15 protein-coding genes and 2 pseudogenes are annotated in these 18114 nt (G+C 75.9%); 11 read left to right on the top strand and 6 right to left on the bottom strand.

From position 1 onward, the window contains the following. Positions 1 to 114: 114 nt before the first annotated feature. Positions 115 to 2337: a hypothetical protein gene (locus tag KCH_RS08905; RefSeq protein WP_035861050.1), complete on the top strand. Its 2223-nt coding sequence runs from the start codon at positions 115 to 117 to the stop codon at positions 2335 to 2337. Then, complete coding sequence (locus KCH_RS08900) at positions 2327 to 3643, top strand: hypothetical protein (RefSeq protein WP_051652904.1); 1317 nt, start codon at positions 2327 to 2329, stop codon at positions 3641 to 3643. The genes KCH_RS08905 and KCH_RS08900 overlap by 11 nt, the downstream gene beginning before the upstream one ends. Before the next feature lie 24 nt (positions 3644 to 3667). Here KCH_RS08900 and KCH_RS37100 read toward each other — a convergent pair whose 3' ends face one another. Next, the gene (locus tag KCH_RS37100; protein WP_157031957.1) at positions 3668 to 4123 is read right to left on the bottom strand and encodes a hypothetical protein; all 456 of its coding nucleotides are present in this window, start codon (positions 4121 to 4123) and stop codon (positions 3668 to 3670) included. An 18-nt stretch (positions 4124 to 4141) separates the two neighbouring features. Here KCH_RS37100 and KCH_RS08890 point away from each other — a divergent pair, with 18 nt between their 5' ends. The 6 genes and pseudogenes from KCH_RS08890 (at position 4142) to KCH_RS08870 (ending at position 11869) form a co-directional block, all read left to right on the top strand. After that, complete coding sequence (locus KCH_RS08890; protein WP_341865363.1) at positions 4142 to 4915, top strand: SDR family oxidoreductase; 774 nt, start codon at positions 4142 to 4144, stop codon at positions 4913 to 4915. A 103-nt stretch (positions 4916 to 5018) separates the two neighbouring features. Next, positions 5019 to 5657 carry an alpha-ketoglutarate-dependent dioxygenase AlkB gene (locus KCH_RS08885; RefSeq protein WP_035861047.1) on the top strand — a complete coding sequence of 213 codons (639 nt, stop codon included), beginning with the start codon at positions 5019 to 5021 and terminating at the stop codon, positions 5655 to 5657. Positions 5658 to 5766: 109 nt separating this feature from the next. Continuing rightward, positions 5767 to 6579 carry a hypothetical protein gene (locus tag KCH_RS08880; RefSeq protein WP_157031956.1) on the top strand — a complete coding sequence of 271 codons (813 nt, stop codon included), beginning with the start codon at positions 5767 to 5769 and terminating at the stop codon, positions 6577 to 6579. Positions 6580 to 6725: 146 nt separating this feature from the next. Continuing rightward, positions 6726 to 7151: pseudogene (locus tag KCH_RS47125) on the top strand (Y-family DNA polymerase); the annotation flags it as partial. Positions 7152 to 7506: 355 nt separating this feature from the next. Continuing rightward, the gene (locus tag KCH_RS08875) at positions 7507 to 8574 is read left to right on the top strand and encodes a DNA polymerase Y subunit UmuC family protein (protein WP_051652902.1); all 1068 of its coding nucleotides are present in this window, start codon (positions 7507 to 7509) and stop codon (positions 8572 to 8574) included. 85 nt (positions 8575 to 8659) lie between these two features. Next, entirely contained in the window at positions 8660 to 11869 is a 3210-nt protein-coding gene (locus tag KCH_RS08870) for an error-prone DNA polymerase (protein ID WP_035861045.1), read from the top strand. A gap of 46 nt (positions 11870 to 11915) precedes the next feature. On the opposite strand, the pseudogene KCH_RS08865 reads toward KCH_RS08870, so the two are convergent. Continuing rightward, positions 11916 to 12682, bottom strand: a pseudogene (locus tag KCH_RS08865) (TIGR03084 family metal-binding protein). A gap of 165 nt (positions 12683 to 12847) precedes the next feature. Here KCH_RS08865 and KCH_RS08860 point away from each other — a divergent pair. Beyond that, a complete protein-coding gene (locus KCH_RS08860) occupies positions 12848 to 13489 on the top strand; it encodes an NAD(P)-dependent oxidoreductase (RefSeq protein WP_035861041.1) in 642 nt (213 codons plus the stop codon). A 20-nt stretch (positions 13490 to 13509) separates the two neighbouring features. Here the strand turns inward: KCH_RS08860 and KCH_RS08855 are convergent, their stop codons facing one another. Further along, on the bottom strand, positions 13510 to 13887 hold the full coding sequence (locus KCH_RS08855; protein WP_035861039.1) for a hypothetical protein: 378 nt from the start codon (positions 13885 to 13887) through the stop codon (positions 13510 to 13512). Positions 13888 to 13936: 49 nt separating this feature from the next. Then, positions 13937 to 14719, bottom strand: coding sequence for a dioxygenase family protein (locus tag KCH_RS08850; protein WP_035861037.1), 783 nt, complete (start codon positions 14717 to 14719; stop codon positions 13937 to 13939). A 115-nt stretch (positions 14720 to 14834) separates the two neighbouring features. On the opposite strand from KCH_RS08850, the gene KCH_RS08845 reads away from it, so the two are divergent. Beyond that, positions 14835 to 15299, top strand: a complete 465-nt coding sequence (locus KCH_RS08845; protein WP_035861036.1) for a MarR family winged helix-turn-helix transcriptional regulator — start codon at positions 14835 to 14837, stop codon at positions 15297 to 15299. Between the two features lie 7 nt (positions 15300 to 15306). On the opposite strand, the gene KCH_RS08840 is transcribed toward KCH_RS08845, so the two are convergent. Further along, positions 15307 to 16419 carry a WD40/YVTN/BNR-like repeat-containing protein gene (locus KCH_RS08840; protein WP_035861033.1) on the bottom strand — a complete coding sequence of 371 codons (1113 nt, stop codon included), beginning with the start codon at positions 16417 to 16419 and terminating at the stop codon, positions 15307 to 15309. Between the two features lie 163 nt (positions 16420 to 16582). On the opposite strand from KCH_RS08840, the gene KCH_RS08835 reads away from it, so the two are divergent. Beyond that, complete coding sequence (locus tag KCH_RS08835) at positions 16583 to 17338, top strand: pirin family protein (RefSeq protein ID WP_035861030.1); 756 nt, start codon at positions 16583 to 16585, stop codon at positions 17336 to 17338. 237 nt (positions 17339 to 17575) lie between these two features. On the opposite strand, the gene trxA is transcribed toward KCH_RS08835, so the two are convergent. After that, the gene (gene trxA / locus KCH_RS08830; RefSeq protein ID WP_035871199.1) at positions 17576 to 17956 is read right to left on the bottom strand and encodes a thioredoxin; all 381 of its coding nucleotides are present in this window, start codon (positions 17954 to 17956) and stop codon (positions 17576 to 17578) included. Between the last annotated feature and the right edge of the window lie 158 nt (positions 17957 to 18114).

Raw genomic sequence — 18114 nt, 5'->3', positions numbered from 1 at the left:
GACGCCGCCGCCCCGATCCAACCACTCCGCCGGGCCGGAAACCGGCAGGGCGTCCGCCGTCGTCGTCACCAAGCGCAGGTAAAGTGACCGGCCGGAACCACCGGGAGGGCGCCGATGCGGACACAGACACCGATACCGGGGCGGACGGGGACGTACGCGACCCGGGCGGGCGCCGCGGCGCTCACCGCCCTGCTGCTGCTCGGCGCCGGCCCCGTCGCCGCCGCCGACCCGGCGGCCCCGTCCGCAGGCCCGTCCGCGACGGCCGGCCCGCAGACCGCGACGGCGGGCCCGTCCGCGGCGGCCGAGCAGCGGACCCGGGCCGACCGGCTGGCCGACGAACTGCGCAAGAACCCGGTGTACCTCTCCGCCGCCCAGCCGCGCGAACTCCCGCGCTCGCTCGCCCCGCAGATCGCCGAACTCGCCCGCCGCACCGGCGTCCCCACCTACGTGCTGGCGCTGCCCGACAGCCGCGACGGCGCCCAACTCCTCGCCCTGGTGCACGACCGACTCGGCCAGGACGGCCTGTACGTGCTGATCGGCACGTACGGCCGCCTCACCGCCGCCGCGTTCGGCACCGACGCGCCCGCCCAGGAGGCCGCCCGGGCCGCCCTGTACGGCACCCCGTACGGCGCCGGGCCGCTCGCCGAGTTCGAGGTGTTCGTCGACACCGTCGCCCTGGGCAAGCAGCAGGCCGCCGCCAGGGCCGAGCAACTGGCCGCGCAGGACCGGAAGTCGGACGGCCGGCCCCACCTCTACATCAGCTCCACCGACCGGCAGAACCAGAACCTGCTGCTCGGCATCGCCGTGGTGCTGCTCCCCGGCCTGCTGATCGCCCTCGGCCTCCGCCTCTCCCGTCGCCGCGGCGCCGCCGCCGCGTACACCCCTGCCGAGCAGGGCAACGGGAAGGTCCGGCTCACCAAGGCGACGCAGCAGGCGAAGCAGGCGAAGCGGACGGAGAAGCCGAAGAGGCCGGCGGGCGGTCGGCCGCCGCTGCGCCGGGGCGTGCTGGCGGCGACCGGGCTGGCCGCCGTCGCCGCCGTCCTCGGCGTGGTGCTGGCCGCGCCCGAGGTGTTCCCGCAGACCGTCGACAGCCCGCACCTGACGGTCACCCGGGCCGACCTGGACGCCCGGGTGGACGAGGTCGCCGCCGGGCTCGCCGACAGCCCGATCTACCAGGACCCGTCCGCGCCCGACGCGTTGAACGCCGCCGACCTGCCCGCGCTCCGGCAGCGGATCGCCGAACTGGCCCCCGTCGGCCCGGTGCACGTGGTGGTCACCCCGTCCACCGGCGCCGACGAGACCGACCACAGCGGCAGCCTGCTGCTCTCGCTGATCCGCGAACGCACCGGGCAGAACGGCGTCTACATCCTGATCGACCCGCTGCTCGGCCGGATCGAACTGCGCAGCTTCGGCACCGACCGCGACACCGGACGCCGGTTCGCCCGGCTGGACTCCGACATCCGCTACCCGTACGGGGCGGGCGACGACCTGAAGGCGAAGCCCCGCCTCGACCGGGTGCTGGACGCCGTCGCCGAGGCCCGGCCCCGACCGGGCGACGACCCCGTCCCCACCGGGCTCACGCTGCCGCCGCTGCGCGACAACAAGCTGCCGCCGCTGTTCGGCAACGACTTCGGCGGCGGGACGGTGCTCGGCGCCATGCTGCTCGGCGTGCTGCTGCTGCTCGCCTGGGCCGCCGTCGCCACCGTCCGCGCCGTGCTCCGCTCCCGCCGGGCCCGCGCCCTCGCCCCGGCACGGCACGCCGAACCCCGGCACGCCCCCGCGCAGCCGACGCTCCGTCAGCTCCGCGGCTGGGCCGCCGAGGACGTCCGCGAACTCGCCGCCGGGCTCGCCGCCGCCGACCAGGACGCACCCGGCCGGGCCCGCGCCTGGGACTGCCTGGACGCCGCCGAACTGCTCACCGGCAACGGGCGGACGGAGCACACGGACGAGGCCGGCGACCTGGCCGCCGTCCTGGTGCTCGCCCGCGGCGGACTGGCCGCGCTGCACGGCGAAGCGACCCCGACCGTCTGCCGGCTCAACCCGCTGCACGGCGCGGCCACCGGCGGCCGGGTGCCGCCCTGGTTCGCCGCGCTCGGCATCGGCCCGCGGTCCACCCGGCTCTGCCCCGCCTGCCGGGACGCCTTCCGCGGAGCCGACTCCACCACCGCCACGCCTGCCCGCCGCCGGGCCGCCGAGGAGCGCCTGCTGCGCCTGCCCGCGGCCGACGACCGCGCCGCCCGCACCGCCTGGGACGAGGCCGGGCAGATCCTGCCGGCCGCCCGCGAAGGCCTCGAACCGCTCATCCTCAGGGCCAGGGAGTCCGCCAGTGTCCAGTGACCGCCGCCCGACCGACCGCCGCTCCCTCGCGGGCGGCCTGCTCGCCACGCTGCTGGCCTGCGCCGCCCTGCTCGGCACCGGCGCCCCGGCCCGCGCCGAGGGCACCCCGGCCGCCGGATCCGTCAACAGCGTGGTGGACGCGCTGCGCACCGGCCCGGTGTACGTCGACCCGGCGTTCGCCGCCGCCGTCACGGCCGCCCAGCAGAAGGAACTCGCCGACCGGATCGCCGCGACCGGCCTGCCGATCAAGGTGGTGCTGCTGCCGCTGAACAAGGGCGACGCCTTCGACGGCAAGTCCAAGTCGCTGGCCGCCGTGGTCAACGAGCGGCTCGGCCAGCCGCAGCTGATCCTGCTCACCAACGACGACTACGGCAGCTGGCTGACCGGCACCGAGTGGCCGGCCGACACCCACCAGGCCCGCGACTCGGCCGCCGCCGTCGGCTTCCTCAAGGAGCTCAAGGACGCCGGACTGGCCGCCCGGGTCGGCCGGGCGATCGACCTGATCGCCAGTGGGAAGGGCACCGAGGTCTACAAGGCCGAGATCGCCCGGATGGACCGCGAGCGCTCGGCGCGCCCGCACACCGACGGCGCCGGGTCCGGGAGTTCCTCGGACGGAGGCCCGACCGGCCTGCTGGTGGCGGGAGTCGCGGTGCCGGCGGTGCTGGTCGCGGCCGGCTCGTACCTCGTGGTGCGCCGCCGCCGCGCGCCCCGGCACACCGCGTTCAGCTTCCCCGACGCGGTGTTCGCCGCCGACCGGGCCGCCGACGAGGCCGGACTGCGCCGGCAGGCCGCCGCCGAGGTGCTCGCCCTCGGCGAGGCCGTGAACGGCGCCGACGGCGCCACCACCCCCGGCCTGACCCGCGCGCTGGACGCCTACGACGCGGCCGGCCGGGTCCTGGACGGCGCCCGCGACATCCCCGACCTGGCGGGCGTCCTCGCGCTGGCCGCCGAAGGCCGCGCCGCGCTCGCCACCGAACCGCGGCTGCCGCTGTGCTTCTTCGACCCCCGCCACGGCGCCGCCGCCGGCCGCACCGACTGGCGGCCGCTCGGCCGCCGCGAACGCGTCGACGTCGCGGTCTGCGCGGACTGCTCGCAGGCCCTGCGCGGCCGCCGCGCCCCGCAGGTCCTCGCCGTCCGCGACCAGGGCCGCACCGTCCCGTACTTCGAGGTCCCCGCCGAGCGCAGCCTGTGGGCCGCCACCGGCTACGGCTCCCTCCTCTCCGGCCCGGAGGACACCCTCGCCGCCCGGGTCGGCACCGGCCAGTTCAGCCGCGCCCGGCAGCAGCCGGCGGACACCGAGGACTGAGCGGCCCGCCGCTCCGTCGAGGCGTCAGCAGCCGGTGGCCCAGGGGAAGTCGGCGTCGTCGGTCGCCGCGCCGGGCACGATCTCGGTCCGGACCCGGCGGGCGGCCAGCTGTTCGCGCAGCCACTCCGCCTCGGGGAGCGTCCCGGGCAGGCCGTCGCCGGCCAACTGCTCGGAGAGCAGCATGGCCTGGGTGAGCGACAGGTCCCACGTCTCGAGCAGGGTCTTCAGGATGGGGATCCGTCCCGTGTCCGGGTCGGCGAGCCGCAGCCGCACCGTCCCGTGCTCGGCGATCAGCGGGCCGCGCACCCAGGGCGGCGCGTCACCGGCGTCGAAGCCGAGGCAGGCCGCCGCGCCGCACGCCCGGCAGTGGAACTCCGAGTCCCAGCAGAGCCGTCCGTCCCGGACGGCCTGCCCGACGTCCTGCTCGGCCTCGGCCCCGCAGTCGCACCGCACGGTGAACACCGCACCCCACCCCGTCACTCCGGCCCTCCTGTCGCCGTGCCTATAGTCCCAGCAGCACCGGGAAGCCGACGAAGGGTCAGGTCATGGATCTCACCGGACGCACCATGGTCGTCACGGGCGCGGGCCGAGGCACCGGCCGGGCGCTCGCGCTCCGCGCCGGGCGGCTGGGGCGCGGCTGCTGGTGGGCGCGCGGGGGCGGACGCGGCCCGGCGGACGGCCGAGGAGATCACCGCGGACAGCGGGGCGGCGGCCGAGGGACTGGCCTGCGACCTCTCCGACCCCGCCTCGGTACGGGAGTTCGCCGCCGGGGTCGCGGCCCGCACCGACCGGGTCGACGTGCTGGTCAACAACGGGGCCCGCTACCTGCACGGCGCGGACCTGCTGGACGGCGACGACGAGGCGATCGCCGACACGATCGCGTCCGGGGCCACCGGCACCGTCCTGATCACCCGTCACCTGCTGCCCCTGCTGCGGGCCTCGGCCGCCGCGGACGTGGTCAACCTGGTCTCCGCGGTCGCCGAACCGCGCAACCACCGCTCCGCCTCGCACCCCGCCTTCTACGCGGCGAAGGCCGCGCAGGCCGGCTTCGCCGACGTCCTCTCCGCCCGGCTGCGCCCCGAGGGCATCCGGGTCATCTCGCTCTACCCGCCGGACTTCGACGACGCCGACCCGCTCGCCCCCGCCTGGGACACCGCCTCCCGCACCGCCGAGGACCCGCTCACCGCCCAGTCCGTGACGGACTGCGTGCTGTTCGCGATCGGCCAGCCGCGGGACTGCTTCATCCGCAGCTTCCAGTTCGAACAGCGCTGACCCTTCGAGGGGCTCCGAACGGGGCGGAGGCGCGGCGTACCGCGCTGCCGGGCCCCACCCCGCTCATCGTACGGATGTTCGAATCGGGCGTACGCTTGGCGGCATGAGCTACCAGTTGCAGGGCTCCCTGTTCGACGCCGACGGCCCCGAGGCCGGGCCCGCGCTCGGCCCGCTGGGCGGGATCGGGCGGACGGTGCTCGGGCACGGGGCGTGGATCGACGTGCTGCCCGGCTGGCTGCGCGGGGCCGACGCGCTGTTCGAACGGCTGGTGGACGGGGTGCCGTGGCGGGCCGAGCGGCGCGAGATGTACGAGCGGGTGGTGGACGTGCCCCGGCTGCTGGCGTTCTACCGGGAGGGCGAGGCGCTGCCCGACCCGGTGCTGGCGGAGGCCCGGGACGCGCTGGGCGCGCACTACCGGGCGGAGCTCGGCGAGCCGTTCGCCACCGCCGGGCTCTGCCTCTACCGGGACGGGCGGGACAGCGTCGCCTGGCACGGCGACCGGATCGGCCGCGGCGACCGCGAGGACACCATGGTCGCGATCCTCTCGGTCGGCCAGGCCCGGCCCCTGCTGCTGCGCCCGCTGGCCGGCGGCGGCCCGACGGTCCGCCGCTCGCTGGGCCACGGCGACCTGCTGGTGATGGGCGGCTCCTGCCAGCGCACCTGGGAGCACGCCGTCCCGAAGAGCGCCGGGGCGGTCGGGCCGCGGATCAGCATCCAGTTCCGCCCGGGCGGCGTCCGCTGATCGGCCGCCCGGCGGTCACCGAGGGTCGCCGAAAGGGTGTTTCTGCAGCTCAGTCAGATTCTCGGACTTGAATATTTGCGAACGAGTGTTCGATGCTGGACTCGTGCACATGTTCGAACCTCACTCGCTCGGCCCGTCCGGAACGGGCGCTTTCGCCCCGATTTCCCCCGTTCGGACGGCCGACCGCGTTCGAACGCCCGAGCCCGGCCACCCGCTCGAACGGGATCGAACGGTCGTCCCGCTGCGGCCCGGCGCCACCCCCGCCGCACCCACCCCGCCCGGCGCCCCGGCGCCCGGCGAACCCGAGCTGGTGCCCGTCCTCCCCGCGCTCGCCCCGCTGCTCCCCGGCGGCGGACTGCGCCCCGGCACCGCCGTCTCCGTCGCCGGCGACACCGGACTGCTGCTCGCCCTCGGCGCCGGCGCGTTCACCGAACAGGCCGGGGACACCGCCTGGGCCGCCGCCGTCGGACTCCCCGAACTCGGCCTGTCCGCCGCCGCCGGCTACGGCTACGACCTGCGCCGCCTGCTGCTCGCCGACCACCCCGGCCCGCACTGGCCCGACGTGGTCGCCGCCCTCGCCGGCGCCGTCGGCCTGATCCTGCTGCGCCCCACCGGCCCCGTCGCCCCCGCCCTCGCCGCCCGCCTCACCGCCGTCCTGCGCCGCACCCGCTGCGCCCTGCTGGTCGCCGGCCCGTGGCCCGGCGCCGTCCAGCGGCTCAGCATCCGCACCGGCCGCTGGTTCGGCCTCGGCGACGGCCACGGCCAGCTCACCGGCCGCCAGGTCGAGGCCGTCGCCGAGGGCCGCGGCACCGCGACCCGCCCCCGCACCGCCCACCTCTGGCTCCCCGACGCGCAGGGCGCGGCCCGCGCCTTCGCGCCCGCCGAACCGCTGCCGGCCCGCCCGGCCCTGGAGGCGGTCTGAGAAGCGGCCCAGTGAGCCGACGCACCGTCAGGAAGCGCACGAGCTCCCCACCGACCCTGTTCCGTCGATTCCCCCGAGCGTCCAAGCATGAAGCACCCCAATCCGATCCGTAGGCCGGCGCCGTCCGCGAGCAGCGGCGGGCCGCTGTGGGGTACCCCGCGGGCGGCGGAGGGCACGGGGTGGGGGCCGGCGGGGCAGCGGGTGCTGGTGGTGTGGTGCCCGGACTGGCCGCTGGTGGCGACCGCCCCGGCGGGCGGCGACCCGGGGCGGTGGCGGTGGTGGAGGGCGGCCGGGTGCTGGCCTCCTCGGAGGCGGCGCGCGCCGCGGGCGTCCGGCGCGGGCAGCCGCTGCGGCTGGCGCAGCGGTTCTGCCCGGAGCTGCGGCTGCGCGACCGCGACGAGGAGGCGGAGGCGCGCCGGTTCGAGCCGGTGGTGGCGGCGGTCGAGGCGTTCACCCCTCGGGTGGAGGTGCTCCGGCCGGGCCTGTGCGCGATCCCGGTGAAGGGCCCGGCCCGGTACTTCGGCGGCGAGGAGGCCCTGACGGTCGGCGTCCGGGACGCGGTCGCCGCCGTCCTGGCGCTGACCTGGCCGGTCACCGCGCCCGCCGCCCCGGAGCCGGACGCCGACGCGCTGACCGGCCCCGAGGCCGAACCCGCCTGGGTGGACGAGGTGTTCACCGAGCCGGAGGACGCCGCCGGCCGCCCCCCGCTCACCGTGATCGACGGCGGCTCCGCCGAGCCCGCCCCGCCCCGCCCCGCCGCCCCGCTCGCCCTGGTGGCCCCCGCCGGGCCGGAGCCCGAACCGCGGCCGCAGGCGCGCCCGCAGCCGGAGGAGCCGGAGCCGGGCCCGCCGCGCCGCCCCGCGCGGCCTGCTCGGCGTCGCCGACGGCCTGTTCGCCGCCGTCCTGGCGGCCCGCGCCGAACTGCTGGTGCCGGCCGGCCGGACCCCGGAGTTCCTCGCGCCGTACCCGGTGTCGACGCTGGGCGAACCGGAGCTGGCGGAACTGCTGCACCGGCTCGGCGTGGAGACGGTGGGGGCGTTCGCCGAACTGGCCGCGGACCTGGTGGCCAACCGCTTCGGCCCGACCGGCAGCGCCGCGCACCGGCAGGCCCGCGGACTGGACCCGCGCCCGCTCGCCCCCAAGGACCAGGGACTCGACCTCGCCGTCGAGCAACTCTTCGACCCGCCGGAGGAGTTGACCGAACCCCTGGTGTTCGTCGGCCGCACCCTCGCGGAACGCCTGCACACCCGGCTGGCCGAGGTCGGACTGGCCTGCCAGCGGGTCGCGGTCGAGGTCTCCTGCGCGGGCGGCCGCACCGTCGCCCGGCTCTGGCAGCACGAGGGCCGGCTCACCGCGGCCGCCCTCGCCGAACGGATCCGCTGGCAGCTGAACGCCTGGCAGTCCACCGGCGCCTTCACCGAGGCGGACGGCGCGTTCACCGCGCTGCGCCTCGTCCCGGACGGCCTGTTCCCGGACCGGGGACGGCAGTTGGCGCTGTGGGGCGAGGCCGTCGCGGAGGACCGGGTGGAGCGGGCGGTGGCCCGGGTGCAGTCGCTGCTGGGCTACGCCGGGCTGCGGCGCGGCGCCCCCGAGGGCGGCCGCGCCCCCGGCGAGCAGCAGGCCCGGCTGCCGTGGGACGAGGCCGCGCTCCGCGAGGACCGGACCCCGGACGGCCCCTGGCCGGGCCGGCTCACCGACCCGTCGCCGTCCGTGGTGCCGCCCGACCCGGTGCCGGTCCTGGTGCTGGACCGCGACGGCCAGCCCGTCGGCGTGGACGGCCGGGCCGAGGTGTCCGCCCCGCCCGACCGGGTCGAACTGCACGGCCGCACCCTGCAAGTGCTCGGCTGGACCGGCCCGTGGCCCGCCGTCGAACGCTGGTGGGACCCGCGCACCGCCCGCCGCCGGGCCAGGTTCCAGGTCGCGGTGGAGGGCGGCCGCGCCCTGCTGCTCACCGTCGAGGGCGGCCGCTGGTACGTCGAAGGAGCCTATGACTGAACCGAACTGACGTTGCGCCAGCAGTGCACGCGCCGCCCGGGGGGAGCGGCAAAACCCGACCCCCGAGACCGGAGCACCACCCGCGATGGGATTCACCAGCCACCCCTCGCTCCCCTGGACGGAGCTGCAGCGCCGGATGTCCGGCACCGGCCCCGCCGCCCCGGCCGTCCCCGAGCGGCCGGAGCCCGGTGACCCCCGGCCCGCGCCGCCGCCGGACGCCGTCCCGTGGGCCGAACTGCACGTCCACTCCGCGTTCAGCTTCCTCGACGGCGCCAGCGACCCGGAGCAGCTCCTCGACGAGGCCGTGGCCCTGGGCATCGAGACGCTGGCGGTCACCGACCACGACGGGTTCTACGGGGCGGTCCGGCTGGCCGAGGCCGCCAAGGGCACCGGCGTCCGCACCGTGTTCGGCGCCGAACTCACCGTCGGCCCGGACGACCACCTGCTGGTGCTGGCCCGCGACCCCGAGGGCTACCGGCGGCTGTCCGCCGCGATCAGCGCCGCCCAGCTGCGCGGCGGCGCCAAGAACAACCCGCGCTACGCGTTCGACGAACTCGCCGACGCCCACCACGGCCACTGGGCGGTGCTCTCCGGCTGCCGCCGCGGCCGGGTCCGGCACGCCCTGGAAACCGCCGGCGAGGACGCCGCCGAGAAGCAACTCCGTTCGCTGGCCGAGGCGTTCGGCCCGCAGAACGTGTACGTCGAACTGACCGACCACCGGCTGCCCGGCGACGACCTGCGCAACGACCGGCTCGCCGCGCTCGCCGCCCGCATCGGACTGCCGACGGTCGCCAGCAACAACGTCCACCACGCCGCACCCGCGCAGGGCCGGCTCGCCCAGACCCTGGCCGCCCTGCACGAACGCCGCACCCTCGAACAGGCAGCCCCGTACACCATGGCCGCCGGCACCGCGCACCTGCGCTCCGGCCGCGAGATGGCGGCCCGGCTGCGCAGGTTCCCCGGCGTCCAGCAGGCCACCGTCGAGCTCGCCCGGGACTGCGCCTTCGACTTCTCCACCCTCGACCCGCGACTGCCCGGCTACCCCGTCCCCGACGGCCACACCGAGAGCAGCCACCTGCGCGCCCTGGTCGCCGAGGCCGGACCGCAGCGCTTCGGCCCCGACAACGACCAGGCCCGCCGCCAACTCGCCCGCGAACTCGACGTGATCGAGACCCGCGACCTCGCCGGGTACTTCCTGATCGTCCACGACATCGTCGACTTCTGCCGCCGCGAGAACATCTGGTGCCAGGGCCGCGGCTCCGCCGCCAACTCCGCGGTCTGCTACGCCCTCGGCATCACCGCCGTCGACCCGGTCGCCTACGGCCTGCTGTTCGAGCGCTTCCTCAGCGTGGCCCGCGACGGGCCGCCCGACATCGACCTCGACATCGAGAACCGCCGCCGCGAGGAGGTCATCCAGTACGTGTACGGGCGCTACGGCCGCGCCCACGCCGCCCAGGTCGCCAACGTCATCACCTACCGGCCCCGGCTCGCCCTGCGCGACGCCGCCCGGGCCCTCGGCTACCCGTCCGAGCAGGTGGACGCCTTCACCCGGCAGGTCGAGTTCCACGGCACCGTCCAGGACGACGCCGTCATCCCCGCCGACGTCCTCGAACTCGGCGGCCAACTCCACGGACTGCCACGCCACCTGGGCATCCACTCCGGCGGCATGGTGCTCACCCGGGAGCCCGTCGGCGAGATCTGCCCCACCGAATGGGCCCGGATGCCCGGCCGCTCCGTCCTCCAGTGGGACAAGGACTCCACCGCCGGCGCCGGACTCGTCAAGATCGACCTGCTCGGCCTCGGCATGCTCGCCGCCCTGCACGACGCCTGCGACCTGATCGAACAGCACTACGGCGAACGGCTCGACCTCGCCACCATCCCCCAGCACGACCCCGAGGTCTACGAGATGCTCTGCCGGGCCGACACCGTCGGCGTCTTCCAGGTCGAGTCGCGCGCCCAGATGGCCACCCTGCCCCGGCTCAAACCGAGGACGTTCTACGACCTGGTCGTCGAGGTCGCCCTGATCCGCCCCGGCCCGATCCAGGGCGGCTCCGTCCACCCCTACCTGCGCCGCCGCGACGGCGTCGAACGCGCCGACATCCCGCACCCCACCATGGAACGCGCCCTCGCCAAGACCCTCGGCGTCCCGCTGTTCCAGGAACAGATGATGCAACTCGCCATCGACTGCGCCGGGTTCAGCCCCGACGAGGCCGACCGGCTGCGCCAGGCGATGGGCGCCAAGCGCTCCCTGGAACGCGTCGCCGTGCTGCGCACCCGGCTGCTCGAAGGCATGGCCGAGCGCGGCATCCCGCCGGAGACCGCCGAGGACGTCTACGCCAAGATCGAGGCCTTCTCCAACTACGGCTTCCCCGAGTCGCACGCGATCAGCTTCGCCTACCTGGTGTGGGCCAGCGCCTGGCTCAAGTACCACCACCCGGCGGCGTTCACCTGCGCGCTGCTCGCCAACCAGCCGATGGGCTTCTACTCCCCGCTCAGCCTGATCACCGACGTCCGCCGGCACGGCGTCCGGGTGCGCTCCGTGGACGTCTCGGTCAGCGACCCCGGCCCCACCCTGGAACCCGGGCGCCACCCGTCCTACCCGCACCCGCTCACCGCCGGCACCCCGCAGGCCGCGATCCGGCTGGGCCTCACCTCGGTCCGCGGACTCGGACAGGCGCAGGCCGAGACCATCGCCGCCGGGCGCCCCTACGCCGACCTGGAGGACTTCGCCCGCCGCACCGCCCTGCCCCGGCCCGCCATGGAGGCCCTCGCCACCGCCGGCGCCTTCTCCTGCTTCGGCCTGAGCCGCCGTCAGGCCCTGTGGTCCGCCGGCCTGTACGCCGCCGCCGACCCCGACTCGCTGCCCGGCACCCTCCCCGGCGCGGACGCCCCGCCGCTGCCCGCGATGACCCCGATCGAGGAGACCATCGCCGACCTGTGGGCCACCGGGAGCTCCGCCACCAGCCACCCCGTCCAGCACCTGCGCGCGGCCCTGCACCGGGTCGGCGCCGTCACCGCCGAGCAGCTCCGGGACGTCCCGCCCGGCACCCCCGTCGTGGTCGGCGCCCTGGTCACCCACCGGCAGCGCCCGCCCACCGCCGGCGGCGTCCTCTTCCTCAGCCTGGAGGACGAGACCGGCCTGATCAACGTCATCTGCAACCGCCCCGTCTGGCAGGCCCACCGCCGCACCGTCCTGGAACGCGCCGGCCTGCTCGTCCACGGCACCGTCGAACGCACCCACGGCGCGACCAACCTGGTCGCCACCCGGATCGCCCCGCTGCGCCTGGGCATCTGACGACCCGTCGGAGCTAAGTGGGGCGCCGGGCCCTCCCGCGCGGGCCTCACCGCAGCGGCTTCCGCCCCTCGCCGGGCGGGCCCGCGAAGGCCTGCGCGCGCGGCAGCCAGGCGTTCGCCGTGTCGCCCACCGCGGTCAGGGCCAGGTCGTCGCGGTGCCGGCGCTGGGTCACCAGCAGGCAGAAGTCCAGCGCCGGGCCGGACACCCGGTCGGCCGCGCCCTCCTCGCCCCACGCCCACAACCCGCCGCCGGGGGAACGGAGTTCGAACCGGATCGGGACGGTCGGCGCGGGCCGGCCGTGCGCGGCGAACGCGAAGCCCACGGTCCGGACGCCCAGGTGGGCGATGTGCCGCAGCCGGTCCGTCGGGACGCGGTCCACGCCCAGCGCGTCCGCGACGTCCTGCCCGTGCGCCCAGGTCTCCATCAGCCGGGCCGTCAGCATCGACCGCGCCTTCATCGGCGGCCCGAACCACGGCACCCGCACGTCCCCCGGCACCTCCGCCAGCACCCGGGCCACCTCGGCCCGGCCCGCCCGCCAGCGCCCCAGCAGCGCGGCCGGCTCCTCCCGACGCCCTCCGCCGCGCCCCGGTCCACCGCTGCCAGGCCGTCCGCGAACTCCCGGCCCAGGGCCGCGGCGAAGCCCTCCGGGTCGCGTGCAGCGAGCAGCGTCCAGCGGTCCGTCCACGCCAGGTGCGCCAGCTGGTGCGCGACCGTCCAGCCCGCCGCCGGCGTCTCCCGTGCCAAGCCCGCCGCGTCCAACCCGGCCACCAGGGAGTCCAGTTCCTCCCCCTCCGCCAGCAGATCCGCCACCAGCCCGTCCACCCGACACCCCTCTCGCCGTCGCCAACGCCCCCACTCCTACCCCCACCGCGCCCCCGGCCACACCGCCCGCCCGCTCCGGGGGTGCCGTTCCCGGGCCGGGGGCGGACGGCGTGGTCTGATGAAACGTCAGTCGGCTGGAGCGGGAGGTGGTCGGGAATGCGGGTGGTGGTGGTCGGGGCCAACGGGGGGATCGGCCGGTGCGTGGTGACCGAGGCACTGGCCCGCGGGCACGCCGTGACGGCGGTGGTGCGGCGGCCGGAGGAGTACCAGGGGCTGGCGATCCGGGTCGAACGCGGAGACGTGCTGGACCCCGCCGACATGGCCCGGGTCGCGGCGGACGCCGAGGCGCTGGTGAGCGCCGTCGGCGGCGGCGACGGCCCCGGCCGCGGCCGGCTGATCGAACCCGCCGCGCACGCGCTCGTCGCGGGCCTGCGCCAACTCGGCGACGGCGCACCGAGACTCCTCGTCGTCGGCAGCGCCGGCAGCCTCACCACCCGCACCGGCGCCTGCCTCTGGGACGACCCGACCGTCACCCCCCGCCAGCTGGAACTGATGCGCGCCCACGGCCGCGCCCTCGACTACCTGCGCACCGTCAGCGACCTCGACTGGACGGTCCTCAGCCCCCCGCAGAACCTGCTCCCGGGCGAACGCACCGGCGCCTACCGCACCGCCGCCGACCACCTGGTCGCCACCCCCGACGGCCTCTCCACCATCTCCCTCGCCGACTTCGCCACCGCCCTCGTCGACGAACTCGAACACCCCCGCCACCACGGCGAACGCTTCACCTGCGGCTACTGAGAGCCCGTCACCGGCCGTGCTCAGCCCGTGCAGTGCTGCTGCGGGCCGAGGAACTCGTGGGCGAGTTGCACGACCGGCCACTGGTACCAGCAGCCGAGGACGGTCACGGCCAGCAGGGCCGCCAGGGCCAGGCCGCGGCGGCAGAGCGGAGCGCGGCGGCGGACGACCGCGGCGAGCTGGCGGATGCTCCAGAGGACGGCGGCGAGGTCGAGCGCCAGGCCGGTCGCGGCGAGGAGGAGGGCGTAGGCGGGGACGCCGGTGCTGTCGTGGCAGCGGAGGGCGGCGTTCAGGTCGAGCAGCAGGGCCTCGGCGGCGGGCACGGTGCAGGCCCAGCCGGCGAGTGCGAGCAGCGGGCAGTACCAGGCCCACGGGCGCCACAGCGCCCGGTCTTCGATCATGACGAACCCCCTCGGCGGGCCATCCTGCCAGAGGGGGTCGAAGGAGCGGTCAGCCGAGCTGGACGGAGCGCTTGGCCAGGCCCATCCAGAAGCCGTCGATGACGCTGCGCTGCTCGCCGAGGTCGGCCTCGCCCGCGCCGAGGGTGACGAAGAGCGGGGCGAAGTGCTCGGTGCGGGGGTGCGCGAGCCGTCCGGCGGGGGCCTTGTGCTCGAAGTCGAGGAGCGCGTCGAGGTCGCGGGCCTCCAGCGCGCGGCGGCCCCAGTCGTCGAACTCGGCCATCACGGAGGTGACCCGGCCGTCGGGGGAGAGGGCGCGCAGGTTGTGGGTGAAGAAGCCGGAGCCGACGATCAGCACGCCCTCGTCGCGCAGCGGCGCGAGCTTGCGGCCGATCGCCATCAGCTCCTGCGGGTCGAGGGTGGGCAGCGAGATCTGCAGGACGGGGATGTCCGCGCCGGGGTACATCTCGACCAGCGGGACGTACGCGCCGTGGTCCAGGCCGCGGTCCGGGACGTCCTGCACGGGGGTGCCGGCGGTGCGCAGCAGCTTGCGGACGGAGTCGGCGAGTTCGGGCGCGCCCGGGGCGGCGTACTGCACCCGGTAGTAGTGCTCGGGGAAACCCCAGAAGTCGTACACCAGCGGGATCGTCCGCACCGCGCCGATCGCCAGCGGGGCCTCCTCCCAGTGCGCGGAGACCATCAGGATCGCCTTGGGCCGGGGCAGGTCCGCGGACCAGGCCGCGAGCTGGCCGGGCCAGACCGGGTCGTCGGCGAGCGGGGGAGCGCCGTGCGAGAGGTAGAGAGCGGGCATGCGCTCGGTGGTGGCGGGGCTCATGGTCCGTCCTCCTGGTCGTGGGCCGTCCGTCCGGGCCGGATGGTTCAAATTTGAACCTTACGAGCTCGACGGTACACCCGAGTTCGAATTTGAACAACCGGAGTAGGATGCGGGCATGGACGAACCCCGCTGGCTGAACGAGACCGAGATGGCCGCCTGGCGCGGGTTCGTCGCGGCCACCAACCTGGTCGCCCGCCGGCTGGAGCGCCAGCTGAAGGACGACGCGGGGCTGTCCCACACCCAGTACGAGATCCTGGTGCAGCTGTCCGCCGCCCCCGCGGGCTCGCTGCGGATGACCGACCTGGCCGACCGCCTGGTCACCTCCAAGAGCGGCCTGACCTACCAGGTCACCCAGCTGGAGAAGGCCGGACTGGTCGCCCGCCGGTCCTGCCCGAGCGACGTCCGCGGCGTGTTCGCCGAACTCACCGAGCAGGGCTGGCAGGCGCTGCGGGCCGCCGCCCCGGGGCACGTCGCCGCCGTCCGCGAGGCACTGATCGACGTGCTCACCCCGGAGCAGCTGGCCGCCCTGGCCGACACCCTCGGCACCGTCGCCGACCGGCTGCGCGCCGCCGACGCCTGACGGGCCGTCAAACCGCCCGGCGGGGCGCGAGCGTCGCCGCCCGCACGCAGAGCACGTCCGGCAGGTGGGCGGTGAGCAGCGACCAGCTCCCGCCGTCGTCCGCCGAGCCGTACACCTCGCCGTTGCGGTTGCCGAAGTAGACGCCCGCCGGGTCCGCGTCGTCGGTGCACAGCGCGTCGCGCAGCACCACGCCGTAGTGGTTCTCCGGCGGCAGGCCGGTGTCCAGCGGCTGCCAGGTCTCGCCCGCGTCGGTGGTGCGGAAGACCCGGCAGCGGCGGTCCACCGGCAGCCGGGCGTAGTCGGCGTCCAGCGGGAACAGGTACGCGGTGCCCGCGGCGTGCGGGTGGGCGGCCACGCCGAAGCCGAAGTCGGCGGGCAGGTCGCCGGAGATCGACTTCCAGGTCCGGCCGGCGTCGTCGCTGCGGTACACGCCGCCGTGGTTCTGCAGGTACATCCGGTCCGGGTCGGCCGCGTCCCGGGCGATCTTGTGCACGCACTGGCCGAACTCGGGGAAGCGGTCCGGCAGGAAGGTCGCCTGGATGCCGGTGTTGGACGGCTCCCAGCTGTCGCCGCCGTCCGTGCTGCGGTAGACGCCGCCGGAGGAGACCGCGACCGTCAGCACGTCCGGGTCGCGCGGGTCGGTGAGGACGGTGTGCATGCCCTGGCCGCCGTAGCCCGCGCCCCAGTGCTCGCGCTGCGGGTGGTCCCAGAGGGCGTCGACCAGGGCGAAGCTCTCGCCGCCGTCGGTGGAGCGGAACAGCGCGGCCGGCTCGGTGCCCGCGTACACCACGCCCGGGGCCTCCTCGCCGGCCGGCTGCAACTGCCAGACCCGCTCCAGCGAGGCGCCCGTCCGCTCCGGGAAGCGCACGGCCGGCTTCGAGGACTCCTGCCAGCTCGCGCCCAGGTCGTCGGACCACCACACCGAGGGGCCCCAGTGGCTGCTGTCCGCCCCGACCAGCAGCCGGGTGCGGCCGCCCCGACGGTCGATGCCCACCGAGTAGATCGCGTTCATCTGGAAGTGCGGGCCGCCGAACACCCACGTCCCGCGGCCGGAGCCACGGCCCAGGAAGAGGCCCTTCTGCGTGCCGACGGCCAGCAGGACATCCCGTTCGTCGCTCATCGTGAACCATCCGGAAGTCGGTCGTGCGCGGTCTCGCAGCAGTGTCCACCCGGGGTCCGGCCGTCGCACGGCACCGCGCCGCGAGGCCGTCCCCGGCGCGGCGGAATGCATCCGCACCCCGAATGGTTTACGATTCAACAACACCCCGACGGAGGAGGACCCGATGGCATCCACGATCGACCTGCGCCGCGCCGACCAGCGCTTCCACACCCGCGCCGGCTGGCTGGACTCCAAGCACTCCTTCTCGTTCTCGCACCACTGGGACCCGGCCAACACCCACTTCGGGCTGCTGCTGGTCTCCAACGACGACATCGTCGCCCCCGGCACCGGCTTCGAGACCCACCCGCACCGGGACATGGAGATCATCACCTGGGTGCTCGACGGCGGCCTGGTCCACCAGGACTCCGAGGGCCACAACGGCGTCATCTACCCGGGCCTCGCCCAGCGGATGAGCGCCGGCACCGGCATCCTGCACAGCGAGAAGAACGACTCCTGGACGCTCACCGGCGAGCCCCGGCACCAGGACCCGGTCCGCTTCATCCAGATGTGGACCCTCCCGGACGCCGCCGGCATCGTCCCCGGCTACGAGCAGCTCGACATCAACGACCAGCTCTCCCAGGGCGGTTGGACCACCCTCGCGTCCGGCATGGGCAAGCACGCCAACCAGCGCGCGATCGGCATCCGGCAGAAGCACGCCGCGCTGCACGTCGCCCGGATGCGCCCCGAGGAGACGCTGGAACTCGCCACCGCGCCCTTCGTCCACCTGTACGTGGCGCGCGGCGAGGCCGCCGTCGAAGGCGCCGGCCTGTTGCACGAGGGCGACGCCCTGCGGATCACCGCCGCCGAGGGCCAGCGGGTCACCGCCGGCCCGGACGGGGCCGAGCTGCTCCAGTGGGAGATGACGGCCGCCCTCGACTGAGGCGCCCGCCGGCCCGTCCGCCAGGCCCGCCGCACGGCTTCCGTGCGGCGGGCCTTCGGCGTGCGGGGCGTGCGGGCCTTCGGCGTGCGGGGCGTGCGGGGCGTGCGGGGCGTGCGGGGCCTTCGGCAGGCAGGGCGGGCGGCCGAAGTGGTCGGCGCAGGGGCGCCGCAGACACGCCGAAGGGGCACCGGGAACTCCCGGTGCCCCTTCGAACGGCCGACTCGCGTGCCGCACGCGTCAGTTCTGCCCGGCCTTCTGGGCCGCCACCCCGGCGTGTACCTCCGCCATGTCCAGCTTGCGGGCCTGGCCGATCAAGTCCTCCAGGGCCGCCTCGGGGAGCGCGCCCGGCTGCGCGAAGACCAGGACGCCCTCGCGGATGATCGCCAGCGTCGGGATCGAGCGGATCTCGAACGCCGCCGCGAGCTCCTGCTGCGCCTCGGTGTCGACCTTCGCGAAGGTGATGTCCTCGTGCTTCTCGGAGGCCCGCTCGAAGACCGGCGCGAACTGGCGGCAGGGACCGCACCAGGCCGCCCAGAAGTCGATCAGGACGAACCCCTTGCCGTCCTCACCCTGGACCACCTCGTCGAAGTTGTCCTTGGTCAGTTCCACCGTGCTCATCGCCGCCACCTGCCTTCCACAGCCGGGTATCTCCGGAGCGGGCCCGGTCCCGGACCCACGCCCGCCACAACCCCGCGACCTGCGGAACTATTCCGGGCACCCGACTCGCCTGAACGTTCCGGACCCGCGCTACGTACCCCCGGACGAACCGGTCGAAC

This window comes from Kitasatospora cheerisanensis KCTC 2395 (assembly GCF_000696185.1).
Classification (GTDB): domain Bacteria; phylum Actinomycetota; class Actinomycetes; order Streptomycetales; family Streptomycetaceae; genus Kitasatospora; species Kitasatospora cheerisanensis.
This window is presented reverse-complemented; position numbering and strand designations above follow the sequence as displayed.

Excerpts from the sequence above, each read along its gene's own strand:
- KCH_RS08905 (WP_035861050.1), top strand. The coding sequence starts at position 115 with ATGCGGACACAGACACCGATACCGGGGCGGACGGGGACGTACGCGACC.
- KCH_RS08885 (WP_035861047.1), top strand. The coding sequence starts at position 5,019 with ATGAGCTACCAGTTGCAGGGCTCCCTGTTCGACGCCGACGGCCCCGAG.
- KCH_RS08880 (WP_157031956.1), top strand. The coding sequence starts at position 5,767 with ATGTTCGAACCTCACTCGCTCGGCCCGTCCGGAACGGGCGCTTTCGCC.
- KCH_RS08870 (WP_035861045.1), top strand. The coding sequence starts at position 8,660 with ATGGGATTCACCAGCCACCCCTCGCTCCCCTGGACGGAGCTGCAGCGC.
- KCH_RS08860 (WP_035861041.1), top strand. The coding sequence starts at position 12,848 with ATGCGGGTGGTGGTGGTCGGGGCCAACGGGGGGATCGGCCGGTGCGTG.
- KCH_RS08855 (WP_035861039.1), bottom strand. The coding sequence starts at position 13,887 with ATGATCGAAGACCGGGCGCTGTGGCGCCCGTGGGCCTGGTACTGCCCG.
- KCH_RS08850 (WP_035861037.1), bottom strand. The coding sequence starts at position 14,719 with ATGAGCCCCGCCACCACCGAGCGCATGCCCGCTCTCTACCTCTCGCAC.
- KCH_RS08845 (WP_035861036.1), top strand. The coding sequence starts at position 14,835 with ATGGACGAACCCCGCTGGCTGAACGAGACCGAGATGGCCGCCTGGCGC.
- KCH_RS08840 (WP_035861033.1), bottom strand. The coding sequence starts at position 16,419 with ATGAGCGACGAACGGGATGTCCTGCTGGCCGTCGGCACGCAGAAGGGC.
- KCH_RS08835 (WP_035861030.1), top strand. The coding sequence starts at position 16,583 with ATGGCATCCACGATCGACCTGCGCCGCGCCGACCAGCGCTTCCACACC.
- trxA (WP_035871199.1), bottom strand. The coding sequence starts at position 17,956 with ATGAGCACGGTGGAACTGACCAAGGACAACTTCGACGAGGTGGTCCAG.